Annotated in this window: 25 protein-coding genes; 3 read left to right on the forward strand and 22 right to left on the reverse strand. The window is 66.2% G+C overall.

Features of this window, described 5'->3' with window-relative positions; all coding sequences use genetic code 11:
• Window positions 1-32: 32 nt before the first annotated feature.
• The 7 genes from ABIB49_RS04035 to ABIB49_RS04065 form a co-directional block, all read right to left on the reverse strand.
• Window positions 33-932, reverse strand: coding sequence for an SseB family protein (locus tag ABIB49_RS04035; RefSeq protein ID WP_282359390.1), 900 nt, complete (start codon window positions 930-932; stop codon window positions 33-35).
• Between the two features lie 12 nt (window positions 933-944).
• A complete protein-coding gene (priA, locus tag ABIB49_RS04040) occupies window positions 945-1,691 on the reverse strand; it encodes a bifunctional 1-(5-phosphoribosyl)-5-((5-phosphoribosylamino)methylideneamino)imidazole-4-carboxamide isomerase/phosphoribosylanthranilate isomerase PriA (RefSeq protein WP_226774188.1) in 747 nt (248 codons plus the stop codon).
• Between the two features lie 147 nt (window positions 1,692-1,838).
• Window positions 1,839-1,997 carry a CG2302 family histidine operon protein gene (locus ABIB49_RS04045; RefSeq protein ID WP_253033213.1) on the reverse strand — a complete coding sequence of 53 codons (159 nt, stop codon included), beginning with the start codon at window positions 1,995-1,997 and terminating at the stop codon, window positions 1,839-1,841.
• Entirely contained in the window at window positions 1,998-2,780 is a 783-nt protein-coding gene (hisH, locus tag ABIB49_RS04050; protein ID WP_226773803.1) for an imidazole glycerol phosphate synthase subunit HisH, read from the reverse strand. It abuts the gene before it with no gap.
• Window positions 2,777-3,403, reverse strand: coding sequence for an imidazoleglycerol-phosphate dehydratase HisB (hisB, locus tag ABIB49_RS04055; RefSeq protein WP_226773804.1), 627 nt, complete (start codon window positions 3,401-3,403; stop codon window positions 2,777-2,779). The genes hisH and hisB overlap by 4 nt, the downstream gene beginning before the upstream one ends.
• 64 nt (window positions 3,404-3,467) lie before the next feature.
• On the reverse strand, window positions 3,468-4,586 hold the full coding sequence (locus ABIB49_RS04060) for a histidinol-phosphate transaminase (RefSeq protein WP_226773805.1): 1,119 nt from the start codon (window positions 4,584-4,586) through the stop codon (window positions 3,468-3,470).
• A 67-nt stretch (window positions 4,587-4,653) separates the two neighbouring features.
• Window positions 4,654-5,127: a LysM peptidoglycan-binding domain-containing protein gene (locus ABIB49_RS04065; RefSeq protein ID WP_309485673.1), complete on the reverse strand. Its 474-nt coding sequence runs from the start codon at window positions 5,125-5,127 to the stop codon at window positions 4,654-4,656.
• A 342-nt stretch (window positions 5,128-5,469) separates the two neighbouring features.
• On the opposite strand from ABIB49_RS04065, the gene lexA reads away from it, so the two are divergent.
• Entirely contained in the window at window positions 5,470-6,216 is a 747-nt protein-coding gene (lexA, locus tag ABIB49_RS04070; RefSeq protein ID WP_226773806.1) for a transcriptional repressor LexA, read from the forward strand.
• A 261-nt stretch (window positions 6,217-6,477) separates the two neighbouring features.
• On the opposite strand, the gene ABIB49_RS04075 is transcribed toward lexA, so the two are convergent.
• On the reverse strand, window positions 6,478-8,664 hold the full coding sequence (locus ABIB49_RS04075) for an ATP-dependent DNA helicase (RefSeq protein ID WP_226774363.1): 2,187 nt from the start codon (window positions 8,662-8,664) through the stop codon (window positions 6,478-6,480).
• On the reverse strand, window positions 8,657-10,225 hold the full coding sequence (gene hflX / locus ABIB49_RS04080; protein WP_354156731.1) for a GTPase HflX: 1,569 nt from the start codon (window positions 10,223-10,225) through the stop codon (window positions 8,657-8,659). The genes ABIB49_RS04075 and hflX overlap by 8 nt, the downstream gene beginning before the upstream one ends.
• Before the next feature lie 544 nt (window positions 10,226-10,769).
• Between hflX and ABIB49_RS04085 the strand changes: the two genes are divergently transcribed.
• Complete coding sequence (locus ABIB49_RS04085; protein ID WP_226774365.1) at window positions 10,770-11,384, forward strand: class I SAM-dependent methyltransferase; 615 nt, start codon at window positions 10,770-10,772, stop codon at window positions 11,382-11,384.
• Here ABIB49_RS04085 and dapF read toward each other — a convergent pair.
• The 6 genes from dapF to ABIB49_RS04115 all read right to left on the reverse strand — a co-directional run bounded on the left by dapF (window position 11,365) and on the right by ABIB49_RS04115 (window position 17,079).
• Window positions 11,365-12,321, reverse strand: a complete 957-nt coding sequence (gene dapF, locus ABIB49_RS04090; protein WP_226774366.1) for a diaminopimelate epimerase — start codon at window positions 12,319-12,321, stop codon at window positions 11,365-11,367. The two genes, ABIB49_RS04085 and dapF, sit on opposite strands and share 20 nt — an antisense overlap.
• 60 nt (window positions 12,322-12,381) lie before the next feature.
• A complete protein-coding gene (gene miaA, locus ABIB49_RS04095; RefSeq protein WP_282359427.1) occupies window positions 12,382-13,278 on the reverse strand; it encodes a tRNA (adenosine(37)-N6)-dimethylallyltransferase MiaA in 897 nt (298 codons plus the stop codon).
• Between the two features lie 69 nt (window positions 13,279-13,347).
• Window positions 13,348-14,916, reverse strand: a complete 1,569-nt coding sequence (gene miaB / locus ABIB49_RS04100; RefSeq protein ID WP_282359386.1) for a tRNA (N6-isopentenyl adenosine(37)-C2)-methylthiotransferase MiaB — start codon at window positions 14,914-14,916, stop codon at window positions 13,348-13,350.
• Complete coding sequence (locus tag ABIB49_RS04105; protein ID WP_226774386.1) at window positions 14,913-15,428, reverse strand: regulatory protein RecX; 516 nt, start codon at window positions 15,426-15,428, stop codon at window positions 14,913-14,915. The genes miaB and ABIB49_RS04105 overlap by 4 nt, the downstream gene beginning before the upstream one ends.
• A gap of 103 nt (window positions 15,429-15,531) precedes the next feature.
• Window positions 15,532-16,584 (reverse strand): recombinase RecA, encoded by a 1,053-nt coding sequence (gene recA, locus ABIB49_RS04110; protein WP_226774368.1) that lies wholly within the window; start codon window positions 16,582-16,584, stop codon window positions 15,532-15,534.
• 276 nt (window positions 16,585-16,860) lie between these two features.
• Complete coding sequence (locus tag ABIB49_RS04115) at window positions 16,861-17,079, reverse strand: DUF3046 domain-containing protein (RefSeq protein ID WP_226774369.1); 219 nt, start codon at window positions 17,077-17,079, stop codon at window positions 16,861-16,863.
• Window positions 17,080-17,124: 45 nt separating this feature from the next.
• On the opposite strand from ABIB49_RS04115, the gene ABIB49_RS04120 reads away from it, so the two are divergent.
• Complete coding sequence (locus ABIB49_RS04120) at window positions 17,125-17,634, forward strand: MarR family winged helix-turn-helix transcriptional regulator (protein ID WP_226774370.1); 510 nt, start codon at window positions 17,125-17,127, stop codon at window positions 17,632-17,634.
• An 80-nt stretch (window positions 17,635-17,714) separates the two neighbouring features.
• Here the strand turns inward: ABIB49_RS04120 and ABIB49_RS04125 are convergent, their stop codons facing one another.
• From ABIB49_RS04125 to ABIB49_RS04155, 7 genes are all read right to left on the reverse strand, one after another.
• Window positions 17,715-18,167, reverse strand: coding sequence for a helix-turn-helix domain-containing protein (locus ABIB49_RS04125; protein WP_226774371.1), 453 nt, complete (start codon window positions 18,165-18,167; stop codon window positions 17,715-17,717).
• Between the two features lie 140 nt (window positions 18,168-18,307).
• Complete coding sequence (locus ABIB49_RS04130; protein ID WP_226774372.1) at window positions 18,308-18,820, reverse strand: CinA family protein; 513 nt, start codon at window positions 18,818-18,820, stop codon at window positions 18,308-18,310.
• Window positions 18,817-19,458: a CDP-diacylglycerol--glycerol-3-phosphate 3-phosphatidyltransferase gene (gene pgsA, locus ABIB49_RS04135; protein ID WP_282359384.1), complete on the reverse strand. Its 642-nt coding sequence runs from the start codon at window positions 19,456-19,458 to the stop codon at window positions 18,817-18,819. Before pgsA ends, ABIB49_RS04130 begins: the two co-directional genes overlap by 4 nt.
• 9 nt (window positions 19,459-19,467) lie before the next feature.
• Window positions 19,468-22,449, reverse strand: coding sequence for an FtsK/SpoIIIE family DNA translocase (locus ABIB49_RS04140; RefSeq protein ID WP_282359383.1), 2,982 nt, complete (start codon window positions 22,447-22,449; stop codon window positions 19,468-19,470).
• Between the two features lie 157 nt (window positions 22,450-22,606).
• Window positions 22,607-24,298, reverse strand: a complete 1,692-nt coding sequence (locus tag ABIB49_RS04145; protein WP_226774375.1) for a ribonuclease J — start codon at window positions 24,296-24,298, stop codon at window positions 22,607-22,609.
• Window positions 24,299-24,359: 61 nt separating this feature from the next.
• Window positions 24,360-25,268, reverse strand: a complete 909-nt coding sequence (gene dapA / locus ABIB49_RS04150; RefSeq protein ID WP_253033224.1) for a 4-hydroxy-tetrahydrodipicolinate synthase — start codon at window positions 25,266-25,268, stop codon at window positions 24,360-24,362.
• Window positions 25,269-25,394: 126 nt separating this feature from the next.
• Window positions 25,395-25,766 (reverse strand): hypothetical protein, encoded by a 372-nt coding sequence (locus ABIB49_RS04155; protein ID WP_354156732.1) that lies wholly within the window; start codon window positions 25,764-25,766, stop codon window positions 25,395-25,397.
• Between the last annotated feature and the right edge of the window lie 84 nt (window positions 25,767-25,850).

Below are 25,850 nucleotides of genomic sequence, written 5' to 3' on the forward strand. Positions count from 1 at the left end.
GGGCCGGCGGAGTCTCCCCCGCCGGCCGGGGCCTATTCCGCCGCGCGCTGCAGTTTGACTTCGATCGAGTCAACCCGCTCGGCAAAAACTTCATTCCGCGCCCAGGCGTCATTAAGACCGGACACGATGGCCTGGACGCCGGCGGCGTCGAGTCCGTCTTCAAGGTACAGCAGCACCCGGAGTTCCGGGCCGGAGCCGCCGCCGGGAAGCTGCCTTCCATCGGCCGCAAGCGAGGCGACTCCGCCGCCACAATGAATTTCCACCCGCCGAACGGCAGGAAAGCCAACGGCGGCCGCCCCAAGGCTCCGGGCCAGCTCCGGATCAGCATAGGACGGTGTCCAGCCCCGCTGCTGCGCGAGGGCCCACACTGCCGGCCGCCGAACCACAAAGGTGATCGGAGAACCCGGGTCCAGCACCAGCAGTTCCGCGCCCTCAGCGACCGCGGAGAGTGCCGCGCGGGCGGCATGGACCGCCACCGGGCGAGCATGCGGGTGCCAGGCGGCGAGCGAAGCGGCGGACGTGAACACCGGCATCGCCGTCCGGCCGTCGGGCGCCTTGAGGGTCACGAGGGCCATATCGGCCTGCTTGTCTGAATGCAGGTCCGCAACGCCAACGCCTTCTTCGGCGAGCGTGGCGAGAATCGGCACAAACACCCGCGCGGTCGACAGCGCGGCCACCACCGCCGCTTCGTCGCCGGCGCCGGCGGCCAGTGCGGTCAGCGCCGCGAGGTAACCGGCGTCGGCTGCGCCGTCGTCGTTCTCGAAGTTGTGCACGCTGGCAGCTTCGCCGGCCAAGGTGCGGCCGGACCAGGGCTGGCCTGCCGAGTCTGTCGGACCGCCGGCGCCGGCCAGGGCCGCCGCGATATGACCGGGCAGCGGCCGTGCCGGGGCCCGGTCACCAGGCGTGCGCTCTTCCCCGGAGAGGTGCTCCATGCTGCGCGCGCGCTAGCGGCGGCCGGCGGCGTCGAGGGCTTCAGGCAGGGTGAAATTGCCGTTGTAGAGGGCCTTGCCGACGATCGCGCCTTCGACGCCGAGCGGCACGAGGGAGCGCAGGACCTTGAGGTCCTCGAGGCTGGAAATCCCGCCCGAGGCTACAACGGGTTTGCCGGTCTTCTCCACCATCTGGCGCAGCAGTTCCACGTTGGGCCCCTGCAGGGTGCCGTCCTTGGTGACGTCGGTGACGACGTAGCGGGAGCAACCGGCTTCCTCGAGGCGTCCGAGGACGTCCCAGAGGTCCCCGCCTTCCTTGGTCCAGCCGCGGCCGGCCAGTGTGGTGCCGCGGACGTCCAGGCCGACGGCGATCTTGTCACCAAAGCGCTCGATCACCCGGGCGGTCCACTCCGGGTTCTCCAGGGCGGCGGTGCCCAGGTTCACGCGGGCTACGCCGAGGTCAAGAGCCTTCTCAAGCGATTCATCGTCGCGCAGGCCGCCGGAGAGTTCGACTTTGATGTCGAGCCGGCCAACCACTTCGCGGAGCAGTTCGGCATTGGAACCGCGGCCGAAGGCCGCGTCGAGGTCAACGAGGTGGACCCATTCCGCGCCCTGCTGCTGCCAGTTCAGCGCCGCATCCAACGGGGTGCCGTAGCTCGTTTCGCTGCCGGCTTCGCCCTGGACGAGACGGACTGCCTGGCCGTTGACAACGTCGACGGCGGGCAGCAACTCCAGCACGGGCAGCGGGGTTTCGGTGGTCATCGTGGATCCTCAGCTCTTCAGGGACGTCGGGTGGTCAGGGTGCGGCGTGGAGTCGGTTCAGCGGGAGTCGGTTCAGCGGGAGTCGGTCCAGCGGGGGGGCAGGGTGCGGCGGGGGGGGTCAGGCGGCGGGGGGCAGGCGGCGGGGGGTCAGGCGGCGGGAAGCGTCAGGAGGTACGCGGCGAGCAGCGCCATCCCGGCCAGGACATAAAAGACCGCCTGAACCCAGCGCGGACTCTTCTGCTGGCGGAAGGACAGCGCACCGCCGACGAGCAGCCCGGCGAGCCCCATCAGGACCAAGGACCACATCTAGGCGGTCCCGGCTTCCGGGGCTGCGTCGGCCGGGGCGGCCTTCGGGCTTGTGGCTACCGCCGTCCCGGCTCGTCCCCGCAAACCCCCGACCCAGTTCCGGAGCAGGCGGGCACCGGCGTCGCCGGACTTTTCGGGGTGGAATTGGGTGGCGCACAGCGGGCCGTTTTCCACGGCCGCAATGAACGGCGCCCCGTGCTCCGACCACGTAACGAGCGGCGCGCTCATCCGAGGCTGGACCACCTCGAAGTCCCACTCCTGAACACCGTAGGAGTGCACGAAGTAAAAGCGTTCGCTTTCGACACCTGCGAAGAGCCGGGAGCCAGCCGGAACGGAAACCGTGTTCCAGCCCATGTGCGGTACCACGTCGGCGGGGAGGAGCTCGACCTTCCCCGGCCACTCCCCCATGCCTTCGACTTCGGTGCCGTGCTCGACGCCGGCTTCGAAGAGGACCTGGAGGCCAACGCAGATGGCAAGCACCGGGCGGCCCCCGGCGACGCGCCGGCCGATCATCCGGATGGCGTCCACGGCTTTGAGTTCGCGCATCACCGTTTCAAACGCGCCCACGCCGGGGACCACGAGGCCATCGGCGTTGAGCACATCGTCCGGCTTGGAACTGAGGATAACCTCGGCGCCGGCCCGTTCGAGCGCGCGGACGGCAGAACGGATGTTTCCCGAGCCGTAGTCGAGCACCGTGACTGTTGGCTTGCCCTCGGGCGACGCTGGCTTCCTGCCGGCATCCGGGTTGGTGATGGCGCCGTCCTTCAGCACTTTGCCGGTCACAGGGCACCCTTGGTCGACGGGATGCCTTCGACGCGCGGATCAGGCTCAATGGCCGCACGCAGGGCCCGGGCAAAGGCTTTGAACTGGGCTTCAACGATGTGGTGCGGATCCCGGCCTGCGGTGACGTTCATGTGCAGGCAGATCCCTGCGTGCAGGGTGATCGCTTCGAACACATGGCGGGTCAGGGAACCGGTGAAGTGTCCACCGATCAGGTGGTACTCCTGGCCGGCAGGCTCGCCGCCGTGGACGAGGTACGGGCGGCCGGAAACATCCACCACGGCGTGCGCAAGCGCCTCGTCGAGGGGGACGGTTGCTTCGCCGAAGCGCCGGATCCCGGCTTTGTTGCCGAGGGCGGTGCGCAGGACCTCGCCGAAGGTGATGGCGACGTCCTCGACCGTGTGGTGGACGTCGATGTGTGTGTCCCCGGTGGCCTTGACTGTTATGTCGATCAGGGAGTGCTTGCTCAACGCCGTCAGCATGTGGTCATAAAACGGGACCGAGGTGCTGATGTCCGAGACGCCGGTTCCGTCCAGGTTGATCTCGACAAGGACGGAAGATTCGCTGGTGGTCCGTTCCATGCGTGCGGTCCGGCCCTCGGTAGCGGTTGATCCGGGGATGCTCATGTGGGTGTCCTTTGGATGACGACGGTGCCCGGCGTGCAGGCAGTGTGGATGTCCGGTGTTAAGTCTAGGCGGGCGGCGCTGCGCGGCCGGCCAGGAGTCGCTCGAGGGCTCCGAGGAATGCTGTGGTTTCCGTCTCAGTGCCCGCAGTGACCCGCAGATGCCCGGGGATGCCAACGTCCCGAATGAGCACACCCGCGTCCAGCAGCCCCTGCCAGACCTCGTGCGGACTGTCGAGACCGCCAAAAAAGACGTAGTTCGAATCAGAGGCAGCAGGCTTGAGGCCCATACGCTGCAGCTCGGCAACTATCCTGTCCCGTTGTCGCTTGATGTCCTCAACATCCGCCATCAGGGCGACCCGGTGCCGCAGGGCGGCCAGGGCTGTTGCCTGGGTGATCGCCGAAAGGTGGTACGGAAGCCGCACCAGCCGCAGCGCATCGGTGACCTCGGGCGCTGCCGCCATGTAGCCAACGCGGGCACCGGCAAGGGCAAAAGCCTTGCTCATGGTGCGCGAGACGATCAGGCGCTCCCGCCCGGGCAGGAGGGTGAGGGCGCTCGGCGTGCCGTCGTGGGCGAACTCGTGGTACGCCTCGTCGACGATCACTATCGTCTGGCTGGCTTCGCCGGCTTCGTACACGGCCTTCACCACGTCCAGGCCCAGACCCGTACCGGTGGGGTTGTTCGGGGAACACAGGAAGACGATATTCGGCTGCAGTTCCCGGACCTGGCGGGCGGCCGAGCCGGCGCTCAGGCCGTAGTCCTCGGCACGGATGCCCGTGATGTATCCGGTGTCCGTTCCGGCGGCCAGCAGCGGATACATAGAGTACGTGGGAGGGAAACCAAGGGCAGTGCGCCCCGGACCGCCGAAGGCCTGGAGGATCTGCTGCAGCACCTCGTTGGAACCGTTTGCCGCCCAGATGTTCTCCGCGCCCAGCCCGTGGCCCAGGTATTCCGCAAGGGCTTCGCGCAGCTCCGTAAACTCGCGGTCCGGATAGCGGTTCAGGCCGGCGGCGGCAAGGGTAACCGCCTCCGAGATCGCGGCGAGCACATCGGCCGGGACACCGTGGGTGTTTTCATTGACGTTCAGCAGGATGGGAACGTCAAGCTGCGGCGCACCGTAGGGCGTCAGTCCGCGAAGATTGGTCCGGAGGGGAAGTCGGTTCAGGCGCTCTAACTGGTCAGTCACCTCACTAGTTTAAGTGAGATCGCCGCGGGCCCGGAAACTGTGACACCTGACCCATCGCTCAATGGCCCTACGTGGACGGAATGAAAAGGGCCTGGCCCGGCACCACGCGTGCCGCCTCGAGGTTGTTCAGCTCGATGATGTCGGCAACGACGTCGCGGGGGTCACGGCTGGGCACCACGGCGGCGGCAATGGCCCAGAGCGACTCCCCCGGCTGCACCGTCACGGTGACAGTTGGTGTGGGTGACAACTCAGCGGTGGACTCTGCCGCTTTGGCGGGCGCGTTGAGGAAGCCGCTCAGGGTCAAAATCAGTGCAGCCAGCAGCATCAGCGGCACGCCGATAAAAACAAGGCGCCCCCGGCGGGTGAGCTTCAGCGGCGCCTGCCGGGCACGCGGCCCGCGGACGGCGTTGAGCTGCCGGCTGCCGGGGCTGTCCTGCACGGCAGGGGCGGACCCGCCGCCGGGTGCGCCGGCGTCGTGCCGGCCGTAGTTGCCGAATGCGTCGCGGCCGAAAGTGTCGTGAAACGCGCTTGATGCTGACATGAACTGAGCCCTTCCTGGACCATACTGTGCCGCCCGGCGCACTCCACATACGTGCCGCCAACCGGCCTAACTTTCGAACAAACAACCGAACGCCATGCCCTGCACGGGCAACTAAGTAATAGAACACATGTTCGAATCTTGTTAGTTCTGTTTTAGCACTTATTAACGAACATTGTCGAGACTCGCTAGAACAAATGTTTGAAAAAGCGGTGTGGCTGGCCTAGGTTTGACTCAAAGAACAACCACTTCTGCAGTTGATCAGCAGGGTCTGACATTTCAGGCCGGAAGTTCCCGGCGGCCGCAGCCACGGCAGCCGGGCGGAACGGAAAGGCGTTGGCGAACATGGCAGCACAAGCCACTGGCGGCAGGGCCACCCAGCGGGGCCCGCAGGCTGCCCGGCCACCGAAGAGCCTTACCGTTCGGCAAAAGAAGATTCTGGAAACTATCCAGCGCTCCGTGACGGACAACGGCTACCCGCCGTCCATGCGCGAGATCGGCGACACGGTAGGACTGGCCAGCCTCTCCAGCGTCACCCACCAGCTCGCACAACTGGAAAAGCTGGGTTACCTGCGGCGCGACCCGAAGCGCCCGCGTGCCATGGAAGTGCTGATGCCGCTGACCCTCGATGAGGGAAGCACAAAGATCCCAGCCGCCAAGGCCGGCGGGCTGCGGACCGTGGGCGGGCTGTCCGTGTCCGAGTTGAGCAGTGCCACCGACACCGCCATGGTGCCGCTGGTGGGCCGGATCGCGGCCGGCGGTCCGATCCTGGCCGATCAGGTCGTTGAGGACGTGATGCCGTTGCCCCGCCAGCTGGTGGGCCACGGCGAGCTGTTTATGCTCAAGGTCGCCGGGGATTCCATGATCGATGCAGCCATCTGCGACGGCGACTGGGTGGTGGTGCGCCAGCAGGGCGACGCCGTCAACGGAGATATCGTGGCCGCGCTGCTGGACGACGAGGCCACCGTTAAGACCTTCCGGCAGCGCGACGGCCACACCTGGCTGCTGCCGCAGAACACGCAGTACGAGCCCATACTCGGCGACCACGCCGTCATTATGGGCAAAGTCGTCTCGGTACTGCGCTCGCTGTAGCCCGCGTTGGTGCCGGCTTGATCCGGCCACGACCCGGCGCGCCGGTAGCCCGGCCGCGGCCTTATGACCCCCGGCACGTTCGGCCCGGTTCCCCGCCCCCTTATGTTCCCTGCCCCTTAGGTTCGCTGCCCCCTGAGTTTCCCTGGCCCCTGATGGAGAGCCGGCGGAGGGAATGCCGAGGGCCCGGTGCTGCAGCCCTGGCCCGGTTCAAGGAACCGGGTGGGAGCACCAAAACACTGCAAACCGTCCCGTCAGCGGCCGCTAGTTGGGCTGCCCGGATTCCTTCCCAAGCCGTTCCAGGGCAGCCATGGCGACCACGGGATCGTTGGTGGGCCAAAATGGCGGCAACGCCGCCCGGAGGAATCCGCCATAGCGTTCGGTGGACAGCCGTGAATCCAGCACAGCCACCACTCCCCTGTCCGTGGTGGTCCGGATCAGCCGGCCTGCGCCCTGGGCCAGGCGGATGGCGGCGTGGGTCGCGGAAACGCTCATAAAGCCGTTGCCTCCGGCCTGTGCCACGGCGCGGGACCGGGCAGTCATCAGCGGGTCATCGGGACGCGGAAACGGAATCCGGTCGATCACCACGAGGCGGCAGGAGGCGCCGGGCACGTCAACGCCCTGCCACAGGGACATGGTGCCAAAGAGGCAGGTGTCCGGTTCATCGGCGAACTGTTTTACAAGCGCGGTCATGGTCGAGTCGCCCTGGCATAGGATGCTGACGTCCAGCCGCGGCCGCATCGCCTCGGCTGCGTCCTCGGCGGCGCGGCGGGACGAAAACAGGCACAGCGCCCCGCCGCCGGAGGCGCGGATGAGCTTCTCGAGTTCGTCGAGGGCTTCCGGGGACGTGCCGCGGCCGGGCTTGGGCAGGTGCTTGGCGACGTAGAGAATGCCTTGTTTGGGGTATTCGAAGGGTGAACCGACGTCGACGCCGGTCCAGCTGGGGGCCCCGGGGCCGACCAGGCCCAAGCCGCCGGCGGCGGGTTCGAACGCGGAGCCGATCGCCAGGGTCGCGGAGGTCAGAATTACAGTGTGGTCCGCGAAGAGGCCCTCACGGAGCCGGCCGGCGACACTGAGCGGAGCGATGTTGACCAGGGCGGGCGCGGACTCGTCGGGCTGGGAGTAGCCCTGCTGCGGGTCAAAGGTGCTGTTGCGGGAAAACCAGACCACTTCACGGTTTTCCCGCGCCGCCAGCAGCCGTTCGCATAGCTCCAGGATCACCATCAGGCGCGAGCGCGCCAGCTGGCGGCCGCCGTCGGCCGTGTTGGCGCTGTCCCCCTTGGAATCCGAGAGGGCCGCGCGGCACGCGTCCCGCAACTGGTCGACACAGTCCAGCTGTTCACTGTTTAACCCGTTCGGCATCAGCCCGCCGGGGACGCCCTCAATGGCAAGTTCCAGGTTGGCGGCGGCGTTGTTCAGCGCGTCCACCGTAATGCCGGTGTGCTTCCGGGCCCCGGACGCGGCGGCGTGCACCATCGCGACGGAGAGCTGGCCGGAGACCGCGCCGGTCACGCGGTCCTGGAGTTCATGGGCCTCATCGACCACCACAACATCGTATTCCGGCAGCACTGCGAGGCCCTCGAAGGCGCTGACCGCCAGCATGGCGTGGTTGGTGACAACAACGTCGGCGTCCGCGGCGTTCTGGCGGGCGAGTTCGCTGAAGCACTCTGCCGCCAGCGGGCATTTTTGCGCGCCAAGGCACTCCATCGAGGTAACTGAGACCTGCCGCCACGCACGGTCGGTGACCCCTGGCAAAAGCTCATCCCGGTCTCCCGTCGAGGTGTCCTCGGCCCAGTCGCGGAGCCGGACGACCTCCTTGCCGAGCTGGGAGGACGGGCCGCCCATCGCGGCGGCAAAATGCGGCACGGAGGTATCCTCCCCGAGCGAGAAGAGCTGGCCTTCGGACGGCTCTTCCGAAGGGAAGCCGCCGTCGAGCTTATGCCGGCACACGTAGTTGGACCGTCCCTTGACGAGGGCAATTTTGACCGGCCGGTCCAGCGCCGGGGTGATGGTCTTCAGCAGCCGGGGCAGGTCCCTGCCAACGATCTGGGTCTGCAGGGCGAGGGTGGCGGTGGAGACCAGTGTGGGCTTGTCGCTGACCAGCGAGTGGGCGATCAGCGGGATCAGGTACGCGAGGGATTTGCCGGTGCCCGTGCCGGCCTGGACCAGCAGGTGGTCGCCGCTGTCAATCGCGTGCGCCACCTGCCGGGCCATCTCGTGCTGGCCGTCCCGGCTCTGGCCGCCCATTCCCGCCACGGCGCGGTCGAGCAGTTCGACGACGAATTCCGCACCGGCCCGGGCACCTGTTCGAGCCGGCGGCTTTGCGTCCGGTTCAGTCCCGGCAGGGTCCACCGCCGCCGGGACCGCCGTGGCCGCGTCCTCCGCTGCCCGGGCGGTTCCCGCCGGGTGGTCCGTGTCGGCTTCCGCCCCGGTCACCGCTGCCTCAGTCATTGCTGATGAACGAATCCAGTTCAGCGGCGAAGCCTTCACGCACCATCACCACGGCACGGGTGCCTGCTTCCTCGTGGTCCAGGCTAAGGATTTCGGCGTCGGTCTCGTGCAGCTTGCTGAGCAGGTCCCCGCGGTTGTAGGGAATCATGAGTTCCAGCTTCACGCTGGGCCGCGGGATGCCTTCGCTGATGGCTTTGAGAAGTTCCGGGATACCCTCCCCGGTGCGTGCCGACACCACAATGTGGCGAGGTTCGCGCTGCTTAAGCCGTTCGATCACAAAGGGGTCGGCGGCGTCGGCCTTGTTCAGGACGATGATTTCCGGCACCTTGCGGGCATCGACTTCGCTGAAGACGGCCCGGACGGCCGCGATCTGGCCTTCCGGATCCGGGTGCGAGACATCCACGATATGCAGGATCAGATCCGCGTCCGCGACTTCCTCCAGGGTGGAGCGGAATGCCTCCACGAGCTGGGTGGGCAGCGAACGGACGAAGCCGACGGTATCTGCCAGCGTGTAGCCCAGGCCGTCCGAGGTTTCGGCTTTGCGCACCGTCGGATCCAGCGTGGCGAACAGGGCGTTCTCCACCAGGACTCCGGCGTCGGTCAGGCGGTTCAGCAACGAGGACTTGCCGGCATTGGTGTACCCGGCGATCGCTACCGACGGCACGGAATTGCGACGGCGGTTGGCCCGTTTGGTTTCCCGCGCCGGCTTCATTGCTGCGATTTCACGGCGCAGCTTGGCCATCCGGGTGCGGATCCGGCGGCGGTCCAGTTCAATCTTGGTTTCACCGGGACCACGCGAACCCATGCCGGCGCCGGCGCCGCCTACCTGGCCACCGGCCTGGCGTGACATCGAGTCGCCCCAGCCGCGCAGCCGTGGAAGCAGGTATTCGAGCTGCGCGAGTTCCACCTGGGCTTTACCCTCGCGGCTCTTGGCATGCTGGGCAAAGATGTCCAGGATCAGGGCCGTCCGGTCGATGACCTTGACCTTGACGATGTCCTCCAGGCTGCGGCGCTGCGAGGGTGCCAGTTCGGCGTCGACGACGACGGTATCCGCGCCGGTGGACATCACAATGTCCTTGAGCTCCTGGGCCTTACCGGAGCCGAGAAAGGTACCGGGATCGGGTTTGGGGCGGCGCTGGACGATCCCGTCGAGGACCTCCGAACCCGCGGTCTCGGCCAGTGCGGCGAGTTCGCGGAGCGAATTCTCGGCATCCGCGAGGGTCCCTTCGGTCCAGAGCCCGGCCAGGACGACGCGCTCAAGTCGAAGTTGGCGGTATTCGACTTCGGTGACGTCTTCAAGCTCGGTGGAAAGCCCGGCGGTCCGGCGCAGTGCGTGCCGTTCCTCGAGGTCCTGTTGGTCGCCGTCGTAGCTGCTGTGCTCTTCGCCCCGCCGGGAAATGGCCTGCGCCTTGCCGAGCACCGAGGCGGGCGCACCGGCAGTCTGGGCTGGCTCCCGGGCAGGGTTGTCCTTGGCGAGGATCCGGTCGATGACAGCCTGGATTTCCGCAGGACTCATGTCCTGGGCTGCTGAATCGGGTCCGGTGTTGGGCTGACTGGTCATGGTCTCCTTTAGAGGTTTGGCAGTTTCAGAATAGTGCCGATCGGTGCTGCGTGGGGCGGTATTCGCGCTGGGCTGACGACTATTGGTCAAACGGGACTCCTGGGTTGCCTGAGGCAACGGCGCTTCGGGCATAAAGGGCTCCTCATCGGAGCGGCGGGAAAGGGAACAGGCACGGTTGGCGCCTTGAGAAGGACGAGAAGCTTCGCAGGCCGCGCCGCAATAAGCACTGCCAATCTCCAAGTGGGACGGGCGCCAGCGGTGGGTCCATGTCGGGAGCATCGTGGGTGGCGCGCTGAGCGGAAGGTGACTACCTGCGTCGCTGCGGGGACGGGATTTAACCCGGGCCATTTAATCCGAGCCTTTAACCCGGGCCTCTAACCCGCGCCTTTTAACCCGCGCCGGCTACTTGAAGTTCAAGAACATGCTTTTAAGCCTAGCAGACGGCGAAGTTCCCCCGGACCGGACGCACTGGCCTCCGCCCGGCGGCGCACCTGGCTCCTGCCGGTTTCCCATCCGCGCAGGCAGGCAACTAATCTGGCAGGTTATGGAGTCTGTACACTATTTCACCGCCCAGCCGGCCGGGCCGTTCACCCGCAAGCCACTCACAGTGGAACTGGCCGGGGCAACCCGGCAATTGCAGACGTCCTCGGGCATCTTCAGCCCGGACGGTGTCGACAAAGGCACTGCCGTGCTGCTGGCCGAGGCCCCGGCGCCGGCGCCGCAGGGGACATTGCTGGACATCGGTTGCGGCTGGGGCGCGATCGCGCTGACTATGGCCCTGCGGGCACCCCACTCACACGTCTACGCCGTCGACGTCAACGAACGCTGTGTGACCCTGAGCAACGAAAACGCGGCGCTGCTGGGACTGAAGAATGTCACGGCCAGCACGCCCGACGCCGTCGACCCTGAGCTTCGCTTTGACACCATCTGGTCCAACCCGCCGATCCGGATCGGCAAGGACGAGCTGCACGCACTCCTGCTCCGGTGGCTGCCGCGGTTGGTTCCGGGCGGCTCAGCTTGGCTGGTAGTGCAAAAGAACCTCGGTGCCGATTCCCTTCAGCGCTGGCTCGCAGCGGAGCTGGACAGCGGCTTCACCGTGACCCGGGAGAGCACGTCGAAGTCGTTTCGAATCCTTCGGGTCAGGAAAGCGTCCCACTAGCGACGATCACGGCGGGGCCGCTGAGTTCGACATGCTCGTGCCCCTCCGCGCCGAGGAAGAACTTCACGCCGACCACACCACCGGGGACGTGGACGTTCCAGGCGTCCGGGGCGCCCTGGCCGGCCCAGTGGCGGATCGCGACGGCCGCGGCGCAGGCGCCGGTGCCGCACGACTGGGTTTCCCCGACTCCGCGCTCATATACGCGCATCGTGATGGTACCGACGCCCTCGTGGACCAGCGGCTCGGCGGGAACCACGAATTCGACGTTGGTGCCGTGCGGCGGTGCAGGGTCAACGTGGGGTGCGGTAAAGAGCTGCGTGCCATCCAGTTCAGCGGCTTCTGCCAACGCCACAACGGTATGCGGGTTGCCCATGCTGACGGAGAGCGCCGGCCGTGCCACTTCCAACCCTGCGGCGCTGACCAGCGAATCCATGGACCGGGCGGTGGCCTCACCCGGGAAAATGAATTCCCAGGGGCCCATGTCCACCGCGTAGCCGGACGCGGTGCGAACGACTGTCTTGGCGCCGCCCCGGGTGCCGATGGTCGTTGCTTCGCCGGCCGGAAGCTCAATCAGGCCTTCACTGACCAGGAAGTGGACAAAGACGCGGACACCGTTGCCGCACATCTCCGACAGTGAGCCGTCGCCGTTGCGGTAGTCCATAAACCACTCGGCCTGGGGGTTTTGCGTCAACAGTTCGCGGCCCTCGGCGAGCAGCCGGGACGGGACGGCGCGAATCAGTCCGTCCCCGCCGATTCCCAGATGACGGTCACACAGTGCGACAACCTGCTCCGGGGTGACCGCCAGGGTGCCGTGGGGGTCTGCGAGCAGAACAAAGTCGTTGCCCGTCCCGTGGCCTTTGGAAAACTTCAGCCCGCCCAGGGCTGCACTGTCCCCGGAGGGTTTACGGTCAGCGGCCACGGCCAAGTCTTCATCCATGCACCAAGGGTACCGTCGCGGGGCGTGCCGCTGGAAAACGGCCGTGGCACCACGATCCGGTCACTCGGCTCCGCCGCAAAGCGCGGCGGCCTTGGCCAACAGTTCCGGGTCCTGCCAGTCGAGCCAGCCTATTCGGGGGTCGGCGCGGAACCAGGTGAGTTGGCGCCGGGCAAACTGCCGGGTCGCGACGATGGTTTCCGCCACTGCCTGGGCTGGGTCGGATTCGCCGTCGAGGACCTTGAGGAATTGCGCATAGCCGAGGGCCCGGGGTGCTGTTCTGCCCCGCCGGAGTCCGGCCGCATCCAGCCTGCTGACCTCGTTCAGCAGCCCGCGGTCAGCCATGGTGTGTACCCGGCGGGCGAGCCGTTCCCGGAGCCGTTCACGGTCCACCTCGAGCCCGATCTGGACGGCCGGCTGGAAGTACTCGCGGCTGGGCATAAAGGAGCTGAAAGGCCGCCCGGTCAGCTCGAACACCTCCAGGGCGCGGACAATCCGGCGCGCGTCGCCGAGCCGGCCCGCGGAAACCGGGTCCACGCCTTCGAGCCGCGCACGCAAAAGCGCCGGTCCGTCGTTTTCCAGTTCGGTCTCCAGCCTGCTCCGGATGACCGGATCGGTGCCGGGGAATTCCAGCACGTCAAGGGCTGCGCGGACGTAGAGACCGGATCCCCCTGCCAGGATGGCGCGTTTGCCGCGGGCATGGATGGCGGCAATGAGCCCTCGGGCGTGCTGCTGGAAGTCGGAGACGCTGGCTTCCTCGGTCACGTCCAGGATGTCCAGAAGGTGGTGCGGCACTCCCCTGCGTTCGGCCTCGGTGATTTTCGCGGTGCCAATGTCCATGCCTCGATAGAACTGCATCGAGTCGGCATTGATGACTTCGCCGTCGAGTTCCAGCGCCAGCGAGACGGCAAGATCGGACTTGCCGGAGCCGGTCGGCCCGACGACGGCGATCACCGGCATTCCCGGCGTGGCGCCGGTTCCCGCGACAGGTTCCAGGCCGGCCGGGGCGTCCTGCGAGGCTTTCACGGGCTAGCTGCTGCGCACGGGCAGTGCCGGCATGCCCAAGGACACACCCTTCGTTCCGGCTGACGATGCCGGGGCGGGGGCGCCGCAGGAATCCGCCTGCGACCTGTCCCAGGCGTCGCCGGCGCGGGAACGGCGAAGACTGAAGTCCGCCACGGTCGCCGGGTCGGCGACGAGGTGGAACGCCGCTGCCCCGGTGATGGTCACCGTAACGAGGTCACCGGGGCGCGGCGTCTCGGCGCCGTCAGGCACGGAGAAGTGGACCAGCCGCTGGTCCTGTGCCCGGCCGGAGAGCCGATGGGTTTCCTCGGACTTACGCCCGGCATGGGCGGTGACCATCACCTCGACGCGCCGGCCGAGCTGGCGGGCGTTCTCCTCGGCCGCAATCCTGTCCTGCAGTGCGGTAAGGCGTTCGAAACGCTCCTGCACAACGGCTTTGGGGAGCTGGTCCGGCAGCTCCGCGGCGGGCGTTCCCGGCCGCTTGGAGTACTGGAAGGTAAAGGCTGTGGCGAAGCGGGACTTCTCCACAACGTCCAGGGTGGCCTGGAAGTCCTCCTCGGTTTCGCCGGGGAATCCGACGATAATGTCAGTGGAGATGGCGGCGTGCGGAATCTTTGCTCGGACCTTGTCCAGGATGCCGAGGAACTTGGTGGACCGGTACGACCGCTTCATCTCCTTGAGGACCTTGTCCGAGCCGGACTGCAGTGGCATGTGCAGTTGCGGCATCACGTTCGGGGTCTCGGCCATGGCGTCGATGACGTCGTCTGAAAAAGCGGCGGGGTGCGGGCTCGTGAAGCGCACCCGTTCCAGGCCCGGGATATCACCGCAGGCGCGCAGCAGTTTGGAAAACGCCTGCCGGTCACCGAACTCCACGCCGTAGGAATTCACGTTTTGGCCCAATAGGGTTACTTCGATCGCCCCGTCGGCCACGAGCGCCTGAATCTCGGCCAGAATGTCTCCCGGGCGGCGGTCCTTTTCTTTGCCGCGCAGGGCCGGGACGATGCAGAAGGTGCAGGTGTTATTGCACCCAACGGAGATCGATACCCAGCCGGAATACACCGAGTCGCGTTTGGTGGGCAGTGTGGAAGGGAAAACGTCGAGCGACTCGAGGATTTCCAGCTGTGCTTCGTTGTTGTGGCGGGCCCGTTCCAGCAGCGCCGGCAGGGCGCCGACATTGTGTGTTCCGAAGACGGCGTCCACCCACGGAGCCTTTTTCAGGATGGTGTCCCGGTCCTTCTGCGCCAGGCATCCCCCGACGGCGATCTGCATTCCCGGGTTGGCGGCTTTGACCGGCGCCAGCATGCCGAGATTGCCGTAAAGCTTGTTGTCGGCGTTTTCCCGCACGGCACAGGTGTTGAAGACCACAACATCGGCGAGGTCGCCGGCGGCCGGAACATAGCCTGCCGCTTCGAGCATTCCGGACATCCGCTCGGAGTCGTGCACATTCATCTGGCAGCCGTAAGTGCGCACCTGGTAGGTGCGGGGCGGCACAGGCACCGGCCCGTCGCCGGGTGCCGACGAGGCGTCCGTGGAAGGGGTGTTGCCGGCTGCTGGGGAGGGAATGGTCAAACTCACCTGTTAAGGGTACCGGGTCGGCGCCGTGCCGGGGTTTCCCAGGATTCCGGCCCGGACCCTGCAACGGCCGCATCCAGCACTTCGCCGACGATCCGGAACGCCAGGGAAGGTTGGTAGCCCTTGCGGGCGAGCATGGACGCCAGCCTGCGGGTGGTTTTGTCGCGCTCTGCGCGGTCCGCGAAGCCGGTCAGGCCGCGGAGTTTCCGTCGTACCAGTTCGCGGCCCGCATCTTCCTCGGCCGCGTCGCTGAGCTGTTCGAGGGCAGCGGCGGCGGTGTCCGAGTCGATGCCCTTCTCGGTGAGTTCGCGCCGGAGTGCCCCTTTGGCGAGTTTGCGGCTCTGCGAACGGGACCGCACCCACATGTCTGCGAAATCCGCGTCGTCGATGAGCTTCACTTCTTCGAAACGGTCGAGCACGGCGTTGGCAACGTCGTCGGGTACGTCCCGTTCCGCGAGCTTGCGGGCAAGCTGCAGCCGGGTCTTGGGCGCGCTGGTCAGCTGCCGGAGCACAATTGCACGGGCAAGGGCCGCCGGGTCCGCGCTAACCCCGGCATCCCTCTCGTTGGCGGGGGCAGGGCTCCGGGCGGGGAACCCTGCCCCCTGGCGCGGCCGGCGGTTAGAAGCCGTCAACGGCCTTCAGCTTTGGGGATGCTTCGGTCTCGGCGGGGGCCTTCACTCCGACGCCCAGCTTCTCCTTGATAAGCCGTTCCAGCTCGGTGGCCAGCTCGGGGTTATCGCGCAGGAAACGCCGGGAGTTTTCCATTCCCTGGCCCAGCTGGTCACCGTCGTACGTGAACCAGGACCCGGACTTCTTGATCAGCCCGTGTTCAACACCCATGTCGATGATGCCGCCCTCGCGGGAGATCCCCTGGCCGTAAATGATGTCGAACTCGGCGATCTTGAAGGGCGGTGCCATTTTGTTCTTAACGATTTTGGCCTTGGTGCGGTTACCGACGGAGTCCGCGCCCTCCTTCAGGGTCTGGATCCGGCGAACGTCGATGCGGATGGACGCGTAGAACTTCAGCGCCTTGCCACCGGTGGTGGTTTCCGGGGACCCGAAGAAGACGCCGATCTTTTCGCGCAGCTGGTTGATAAAAATTGCCGTGGTCTTGGTCTGGCTTAGACGGCCGGTAATTTTTCGGAGGGCCTGGCTCATCAGTCGGGCCTGCAGACCCACGTGGCTGTCGCCCATGTCGCCTTCGATTTCCGCGCGGGGAACAAGCGCCGCGACGGAGTCGATAACGATAACGTCCAGGGAGCCGGAGCCGATCAGCATGTCCATGATTTCCAGGGCCTGCTCGCCGGTGTCCGGCTGGGAGACCAGCAGCGCATCGGTGTCGACGCCTAGCTTGGCGGCATATTCGGGATCCAGTGCGTGTTCGGCGTCGATGAATGCGGCGATGCCGCCCAGGCGCTGGGCATTGGCGACAGCGTGCAGTGCCACGGTGGTCTTACCGGAGGATTCCGGACCGTAGATTTCCACAACGCGGCCCCGCGGCAGGCCGCCAATTCCCAGCGCAACGTCCAAGGCGATGGAGCCGGTGGGAATGACCTCGATCGGCGCACGGACTTCGTCGCCCAGGCGCATTACCGAGCCCTTGCCGAACTGCTTGTCAATCTGGGCAAGCGCTGCGTCGAGCGCCTTCTGGCGATCCGGGGCTGCGGCCATGGTTCACACCTCTAATACTTTCTCGCTGTGGAGTGGCCGTTTCGGGCCCTGTGTACTGTTCCTGATCTGCGGTCACGATCAGTTTGCGGTCGATACTGAAACTACCGGCACCCACCGACAGAGTTGTCTGCCTGCCCCGCATATGTGGAAAAAGCTCTAAAAAAAGCATAGCCCTACCCGAACAGATATTCGAACAATCGGCGCGGCGTGTCAGTCGTTCGCCGCCACGGCGTGGCCGCAGGGCCGGACCCTTCGTTCGGCCGCACGGGGTCTGCGTCAGCGGGGTTTGACGTCCCGGCCCAGCCGCCGCTCGGGCGGCACATCCTGGACGTCGCACAGCGCCAGCCATACCTGCCGGGGGGCAACGCCGGCGCCCAGGGCCTGGTCGGCGGTCCGGCCGCCGACACCGGCCAAGACGAGGGAGCTGCCAAGGACACGGGAGTACCCGGCCCCGAATTCGTCGTCCATGAGGCGCCAAAAGTCACTGATTCGCACCCCTAGAGTCTCTCACGGTGCCCCGGGGACTCTAGAATGGTGGCCATGAGCATTCCCGCCGCAGGCCCTGGGTTCCCCGGCGTCACTGATAACTCCACCGACGCGGCGCTGACCGACGTCGAGCACCAGTTGAGCCTGCTCTGGCGCCGCGCGCGGTCCATCTCGCACCACCTCTCGCGCCAGGTCCACCCCGACATGGAGCCGGCGGCCTACGGACTGCTGATTGTCATCCGCCGCCAGGGTTCCATGCGGCTGACCGAACTTGCCTCCAGCCTCGGTGTCGGAAAGCCCTCTGTGAGCCGGCAGGTCGCCTTCCTCGAACGCCTCGGCCTGGTCTCCAAGGAAGCCGATCCGCTCGACGGCCGCGCCCAGATGATCCGGCTGACGCCGGTGGGTGAGGAAAGGATGCATGAGGTGCAGGACGCGCGGCGCGAAGTGTTCCGCGAACGGCTTGGCGAGTGGCCGCCGGAAGAACTGCAGACCCTTTCACGCTACATTGCAAAGCTCAACGCGACCTACGAGCGTGACGGTTTTCCCCGCGACGAACCGCAGTAGCTGCCTCGTTCCACCCCACCGGACACACAAAGGACCCCGGCACACCGCCGGGGTCCTTTGTCGAGTGGTTCCAGTCGGGGCTAGCGTGCCCCGGAGAGGAGGCCCTTGGCCAACTCATCGTTGAGCTCGGAGTTTAGCTCACGGTCCAGGTCACGGCCGTAGCGCTGGGCGAACTCCTGCGGGACGGTGTCCGGAACCGCAACGCCTTCGGCGACGGCAACACGGTCACTGACTTCGCGGAGCATACCGGAGAGCGGAACATCCAGGGCCGAGCAGATCGAGGAGAGCAGCTCCGAGGAGGCTTCCTTCTGGCCCCGTTCCACCTCACTCAGGTAGCCCAGGGACACTCGGGCACTGTGCGAGACTTCGCGGAGGGTACGGCCTTGGCGTTGGCGGACGTCGCGCAGAACATCACCGATTTCGTGACGAAGTACAACCATTTTGCGCTCCTTCTGTTCGCTCTTAGCCTGATCGGCGAGGCCCACATCCTTCCAGCGGACAACGCCGTTAACGGATACGGGCTGCTTTACCATCTGTATCGCCTTGCTCCCTCTTTATGTCGAGCCCGCCGGTCACAGCGGACACTGATGATGCTTTCATCCTAGGCGCCTCCTATCTACGGAAGCGACATAATGTAACAACTATTCGCAGTGCAGATTTGTTCCCGGCAACTTTACGCCCGGTCGCCTTCGCCTGCCAGTATCTCAAGGAGCCGTTCCAGCGCGGCGGCACAGGCCTGGCCGCGGATTTCCGGCCGGTTGCCCTCGAAGCTGTAGGCGTACGACGTCGCACCCTCCGCCGTGGCGACGCCGATAAAAACGGAACCCACGTCCTTGCCGCCGTGCGGCTCGGGGCCGGCAACCCCGGTAGTGGAGATCCCGACGTCGGCTCCGCAGATTCTGCGTGCCCCCGCCGCCATGGCTTCGGCAACCCGGCCGTCGACGGCTCCGACGGTCTCGAGCAGTTCCCGGGATACCCCCAGGACGTCGGCTTTTACGGTGTTCTGGTAGGACACCACACCGCCCTGGAGCATGCCGGAGGCACCGGGGGTGTCGGCCAGCATCGCGGCGACCATGCCGGCGGTGAGGGATTCGGCCGTGGCGACGGTCAGTCCGCGGCCGATCGCTCCGGCGACGGCCTCTTCGGCCAGCCGATGCAGGTTAATCGCGGGGTGGAGACTGCTCATGACCTTCCCTCCAGCTTCTTTTGTTGCTGCGCCCGGATGCCGCTGGCGCGCAGCTTGAGGGCCTCGATGACATATTCTCCGCCGGTCCAAACGGTTATCGCGAGGGCCGCCATCATAACCACAAAGGCCACAACGCCAAGCCACGGGGCGATCGGGGCCAGCGGAAGGATGTAGAGGAAGATCGCCGCCGTCTGGGTGACGGTCTTGAGTTTCCCGCCGCGCGAGGCCGGAATCACGCCGTAGCGGATAACAACGAAGCGCAGGGCGGTGATGCCCCATTCCCGGACCAGGATCAGGATGGTGACCCACCAGGGCAGCTCCTGCAGCAGCGAGAGCATCACAAGAGCCGAGCCGATCAGCAGTTTGTCCGCGATCGGGTCGGCGATCTTGCCAAAGTCGGTGATCAGGCCGCGGCTGCGGGCAATGTCACCGTCGAGCTTGTCAGTGTAGATCGCAACGGCGAAAGTCGCCCCGGCGATCCAGCGCCATACGCCGTTCTGGGCGACGAGCCCGGGGGCATCGAGCAGCAGGAACCAGACGAAAAACGGCACCATCACTATCCGCAGCATCGTCAGGATGTTGGGCAGATTCCAGATCCCGGAAGCGGATCCGGTGCTGTTTGCTTCGGCGCTAGTCACGTTCCTAGGCTACCGTCCGGTGAGCGACCAGGCGTCCTCGGAACCGCCGTCGTCCTCGGTGGGGCCACCACCGGAGCCACCGTCGGCGCCGTCGTAGTACTCCGTGGCCGGCGTACGACGGTCCAAGTCGGCGGCGACGAGGTCCTCCGCGTAGCCGCCCTGGGCGATGTTCGCGTTGGCGTTCTCGCTCAGCGCTGCGGTCTGCGAATCGGCCGTGGCCGGCACCTCCATGCCCTTCATGGCAGCCAGCACAGTGGCGAGGTCATCTGGCTTAACCAGGACGTCGCGGGCTTTGGAACCCTCGGAGGGGCCCACCACACCGCGGGATTCGAGCAGGTCCATCAGCCGGCCGGCCTTCGCGAAGCCGACGCGCAGCTTGCGCTGCAGCATCGAGGTGGAACCGAACTGGGTGGTGACCACCAGCTCGGTGGCCTGCAGCAGCACCTCGAGGTCGTCCCCGATGTCGTCGTCGATCTGTTTCTTCGGCGCTTCCGGGGCCACGTCATCGCGGTATACGGCCTTGAGCTGGCCCTTGACGTGCTCGACCACCTTGTGGATTTCGGACTCGGTGACCCAGGCACCCTGGACACGCATGGCCTTGGACGCACCCATCGGCAGGAACAGGGCGTCGCCCTGGCCGATCAGTTTCTCGGCGCCCGGCTGGTCCAGCACCACCCTGGAATCGGTGACCGAGGACGTGGCAAATGCCATCCGGGACGGCACATTGGCCTTGATCAAGCCGGTGACGACGTCCACGGAGGGACGCTGGGTGGCGAGCACCAAGTGGATGCCGGCAGCACGGGCCAGCTGGGTGATGCGGACAATCGAATCCTCGACGTCGCGCGGGGCGACCATCATCAGGTCGGCGAGCTCGTCCACGATGATCAACAGGTAGGGGTAGGGCCGGATGACCCGTTTGGAGCCCTCGGGCGGGTGGACTTTCCCCGCACGGACGGCCTTGTTGAAATCGTCGATGTGTTTAAAGCCGTAGTTGGCGAGGTCGTCGTAGCGGGCGTCCATTTCGCGGACCACCCACTGCAGGGCCTCGGCGGCCTTTTTGGGGTTGGTGATGATTGGAGTGATGAGGTGCGGGACACCTTCATAGGCGGTGAGCTCCACCCGTTTGGGGTCCACCATAACCATCCGGACCTCGTCGGGTGTGGCACGCATCAGGATGGAGGTGATCATCGAGTTCACAAACGAGGACTTGCCGGCACCGGTGGCCCCGGCGACCAGCAGGTGCGGCATCTTGGCAAGGTTGGCCACAACGTAGCCGCCCTCGACGTCCTTGCCGACTCCCATGACCATCGGGTGCTCCGTGCGCCGCGCGTTTTGGCTGCGGAGCACGTCACCGAGGGACACCGTCTCGCGGTCCGTGTTGGGGATCTCAATTCCGATCGCCGACTTGCCCGGGATGGGGCTCAAGATGCGCACATCGGAGCTCGCAACGGCGTAGGAGATGTTTTTGGAGAGCGCCGTGACGCGCTCCACTTTGGTGCCCGGGGAGAGTTCAATCTCGTAGCGGGTCACCGTGGGGCCGCGGCTGAAGCCGGTGACCTGGGCGTCCACGTTGAACTGGTTCAGGGTTTCCGTCAACGAAGCGACAATCGCGTCGTTGGCTTCCGTGCGCTCCTTCGGGATGGAGCCGGGGGTCAGGACGTCCGACGGCGGCAGCGTGTACGTAACGTCGCCGGCAAGCGATAGCTGCTCCGTACGCTGCGGGATGGGGGTGGGCAGCGGTGCCAGGGCCACCGGATTCGCGGGGACCTTTGATGCGGCACCTAAGGCCGCGGCGCCGGGGGCCGGCGCGGCGGGATTCAGCGATCCTGCGGCGACCATCCCCGGCGTGACCAGCGGGATCGCCTCGGTGGCGTTTTCCCCGGCCGCTCCTGCAACTGTGGCCGCGGCGCTCCCCAAACCCTGGGCTGCCTTGATCTTTTCGATGGCTAGCTCCGCCTGGGTGGGGCGTCGCACCCCGGGGGCGACGGATGTGGCGTCCTTCGCGGCGCGGGCGGCTTCGGCTTCCTCGTCCGCCACTAGTGCCCGCTCGAACGCTTCGTCGCCGACGTAGCCTTCGAGCCCGGACTCGTCCTCGTGGTCCTTGCCGAAAAGACGGCGGCGCTTCTTTTTCGGCGGCGCAGGGGTGCTGTTTTCGTCCAGGTAGCTGCGGTCGTGGCGGCCGCCGGTGCTGTCGCCGCCGGTGTTGCCGTCGTCGGTGTACTGATCTTGCAGGTCGATGCCCATAAGGTGCTCGTACGCGGCGTGCAACCGGCCCGGAATGGCGCCGAACGGCGTGGCGGTGACAATCAGCAGGGACGTAAAAGCAAGCACGCTGTAGACGGCCAGCGGAACAGCGGGGTGGATGGCGGCAAGCGGGGCCGCGGCAAGGTAGCCGAGCATTCCGCCGGCTCGGCGCAGTCCGTCGAAGCCTTCAGCAACGGTAGGCTGCCCGCCAATGACGTGGGCCAGGCCGGAACCGGCGAAGGCCATGATCAGGAAACCGATCCCGATCCGGTTGTTGCCGCGGCCGTCGACGGGCTGGCGGAACAGCCGAAAGGCACAGACCACGAGCATCAGCGGCAGCAGCAGCGACATCCAGCCGAAGGTGCCGTTGACGATTCCGTACACCATGTCCGGGAACCAGCCCTGAAAACCCCACCAGGCAAAGGTGGCGACGAAGACCCCTAGTGCGAGGTTGAACAGGGCTGCGCCGTCGCGGCGGTCCCCGGGGTCGAGGTCGCTGACGTCGTAGCCGATCCGGCGGATACCCGCTCCCACAACGTGGGCAACACCCAGCCAGGCACCGGCTGCAACCCGGACCGGCCAGGGCTGTTTGGGTTCGACGACGGCCAGCTGGCGGGTGCGCGAGGCGCCAGTTGAACCGGAGGGCTTGCTGGTTTTGGACGCAGCCGAACCGGAGCCCCGGGTCGAAGAGCTGCCTGATTTACCGCTGGGGTTTCCTCTAGGCGCGGAGGAAGTACGTGTCGCCATACCCGTTACGGTACCCGACTTCGGGCCGAAAACCGCGGATTTCCGGGCCTTCGAGAGCTCCATGTTGCCGGCCGGAAACGCACAACGGCCCTCCCGGTCCGCCGCAAGCGCTAGCCAGCGGCAGGCCGGGAAGGCCGTCGTTAGGTAATGCCGGCGCTTAGGCCTCCAGGACCACCGGGATGATCAGGGGCTTGCGGCGGAGCTTGCGGTTGACCCAGGTACCAACCACGCGGCGAACGACCTGCTGCAGCTGGTGGGTGGTGTGGTCCGAGCGGTTGAGCACGGCCTCTTCCAAGGCGGCGTTGATCTTGGGGATGATCTCGTCAAAGACCGAGTCGTCCTCGGCCACGCCGCGGGCGTGGATCTCGGGTCCGGAGACGACCTTGCCGGTGGCGCGGTGGATCACGGTGATGATGGAAATAAATCCTTCGTCGCCGAGTGTCTGACGGTCCTTGAGGTCAGATTCCGTGACTTCCCCGACGCTGGAGCCGTCGACGTAGACGAAGCCGACTTCGACCTGGCCGACGATGTCGGCCTGGTGGTCACGGAGATCGATGACCGTTCCGTTGTCCGCGAGAAGGATGCTCTCTTCCGGGACACCGGAGTCCAGGGCAATCTTGCCGTTGGCGATCAGGTGCCGGGTCTCACCGTGCACCGGCATCGCGTTGAGCGGCTCGAGGATGTTGTAGCAGTACAGCAGCTCGCCGGCCGCGGCGTGGCCGGAGACGTGCACCTTGGCGTTGCCCTTGTGGATAACGTCGGCACCGAGCTTCAGCAGGCCGTTGATGATGCGGAAGACGGCGTTCTCGTTGCCCGGGATGAGGCTGGAGGCGAGGATGACAGTATCGCCCTGGCCGACGACGACACGGTGGTCACCGTTGGCCATGCGGGACAGGGCCGCCATCGGCTCGCCCTGGGAACCGGTGGACATCAGGACCACACGGTTGTCCGGCAGGTTGTCGATGTTCTTGATGTCGACGAGGATGCCCGGCGGCACGTCGAGGTAGCCGAGCTTCTCGGCGATGGCCATGTTGCGGACCATGGAGCGGCCGACGAAGGCAACCTTGCGGTTGTGGTTGGCGGCGGCGTCCAGGACCTGCTGGACGCGGTGCACATGCGAGGAGAACGACGCGACAATCAGGCGCTTGGACGCCTGGCCGAAGAGCCGGTCCAGGGTCGGGCCGATTTCCTTTTCGGCGGTGGTGAAGCCGGGCACGTCGGCATTGGTGGAGTCCGACATAAACAGGTCCACACCTTCTTCGCCCAGTTTGGCGAAGTGGCGGAGATCGGTGATGCGGCCGTCCAGCGGCAGCTGGTCCATCTTGAAGTCGCCGGTGTGCAGCACGGTTCCGCCGGGCGTGCGCAGGAACACGGCAAGGGCGTCAGGGATCGAGTGGTTGACGGCCACGAATTCGCATTCGAACGGCCCGAATTTCTGGACCTGGCCCTCGACGACGGTCTGGGTGACCGGCTTGATCCGGTGCTCCTGCAGCTTCGCCTCGATGAGCGCCAGGGTCAGCTGGGATCCCACCAGGGGAATGTCTGCCCGCAGCCGCAGCAGGTAGGGAACAGCGCCGATGTGGTCCTCGTGGCCGTGGGTCAGGACGACGGCAACGATGTCATCGACGCGGTTCCGGATGTAGGAGAAATCGGGCAGGATCAGGTCCACGCCGGGCTGGGTTTCCTCAGGAAAGAGGACGCCGCAGTCGACAATCAGCAGCTTTCCGTCGATTTCGAAGACTGTCATGTTGCGGCCAATCTCCCCGAGGCCGCCGAGCGGAACGATCCGCAGGGTGTCCTTGAGCAGTTTCGGCGGCGTAACAAGGCCGGGAAGGGCGGTTTGGGTCATAATGCACTACTTTCCAGGCGGTTACCGGAATGGTCTTTACTTATCAGAAACAAACACCTGATCAGGAAAAGAGCATTCCGGCTTCCGCCAAGTCCTCGCGGATGGATTCGATCTCAGCTTCGTCCGGCTCCACGAGGGGCAAACGGACAACCGAGTTGGGCAGGACTCCCTGCCACTTAAGAACTTGCTTCGCAGCAACAGCACCCTGGATATGGGTCATCACTGCACGGACCACAGGGTCCAGTTCGAAATGTATGGTGCGGGCGGCGGCGAAGTCGCCCGCAAGTGCGGCATCGATCATGGCGCGGAACTGCCGCGTTGCGACGTGCGCGGTGACGCTGACGAGTCCGGCGGCTCCGGCTGCCATCCAGGGCAGCGTGAGCCCGTCATCGCCGGAGTAGACGTCAAGGTCGGTGTTCGCGAGGACCCGGGTGACGGCGGCAAAGTCGGCCTTGGCGTCCTTGAGCGCAACGATGTTGGGGTGGTCCGCGAGCCGGATCATGGTTTCCGGCAGGATCGGGACGCACGCGCGGCCCGGGATGTCATAGACCATTACCGGAAGATCGGCGGCGTTGGCGACGGCTTCGATGTGGGCCTGGATGCCGGCCTGGCTTGGCTTGTTGTAGTACGGGGTGACGATCAGCTGGCCGTGGGCTCCGGCCTTGGCGGCGCGCTTGGCCATCTCGATCGAATGCGAGGTGTGGTTGGTGCCGGTTCCGGCAATGACCTTGGCGCGGTCCCCTACGGCCTCGACGATAACCCGGAAGAGCTTTTCCTTCTCGTCGTCTTCCAGTGTCGAGGTCTCCCCCGTTGTGCCGGAGATGACCAGCGCATCGTGGCCGTCATCGACGAGCTTGTTGGCCAGTTCCGCGTTCAGCTCGTAGTCGACCTCGCCGGCGGAAGTGAAAGGCGTGACCATGGCGGTTACGAGGGATCCGAACATACGAGAACGAGCGCGAGAGTCAGCCATACGAAAAACGTTACCCTGTCCCCGGCATGATATGACAATGGCCGCGACGTGATGAAGATCAAAGCCGGCCCCAAAACCCGTGCGGGAACCGGCCGGACACGCCGCGGCTGCGGCGGCAAAGGACTCTCAGGCGGCCGTGCCAGCACCGCCCGGCGGGGTGGCGCAGTAGCGGCCGACCGCACTTTCCCGCAGGGACTCGGCCCACACCGCGAGGCGCTGGGCCGCCCGGACATAGTGGAATAGCTCCGCCGGGGTGAGGGATTCGAGGTCGGTCTCGGCCAGTCGGCGCGCTAATTCCGGCCCCGGGGCCTGCGCTGCGAGGGCGGTGCCTTCCCGGTGCCACTGGACATCCTCTGCCGATTCGCCGGCAATCAATTGCCGGAAGAGGAAATCCACGACGCCGGGACTTATCGCTTTGAGGACCCCGGACGCCGCATCCGGGCCGCACTGACCTGCTCGGGTGGATCCCGGGGCTGCGGACTCTGGAGTGTTGTTCATGACCCCATACTATTCGAACATATATTCGAATTCAAGGCTCCCCGGCCGCGCGGCTTTTCGACCGGCCCCGCACCGGCAGTATGA

It is taken from the genome of Arthrobacter sp. UYCu512, assembly GCF_040547075.1.
Lineage (GTDB): Bacteria > Actinomycetota > Actinomycetes > Actinomycetales > Micrococcaceae > Arthrobacter.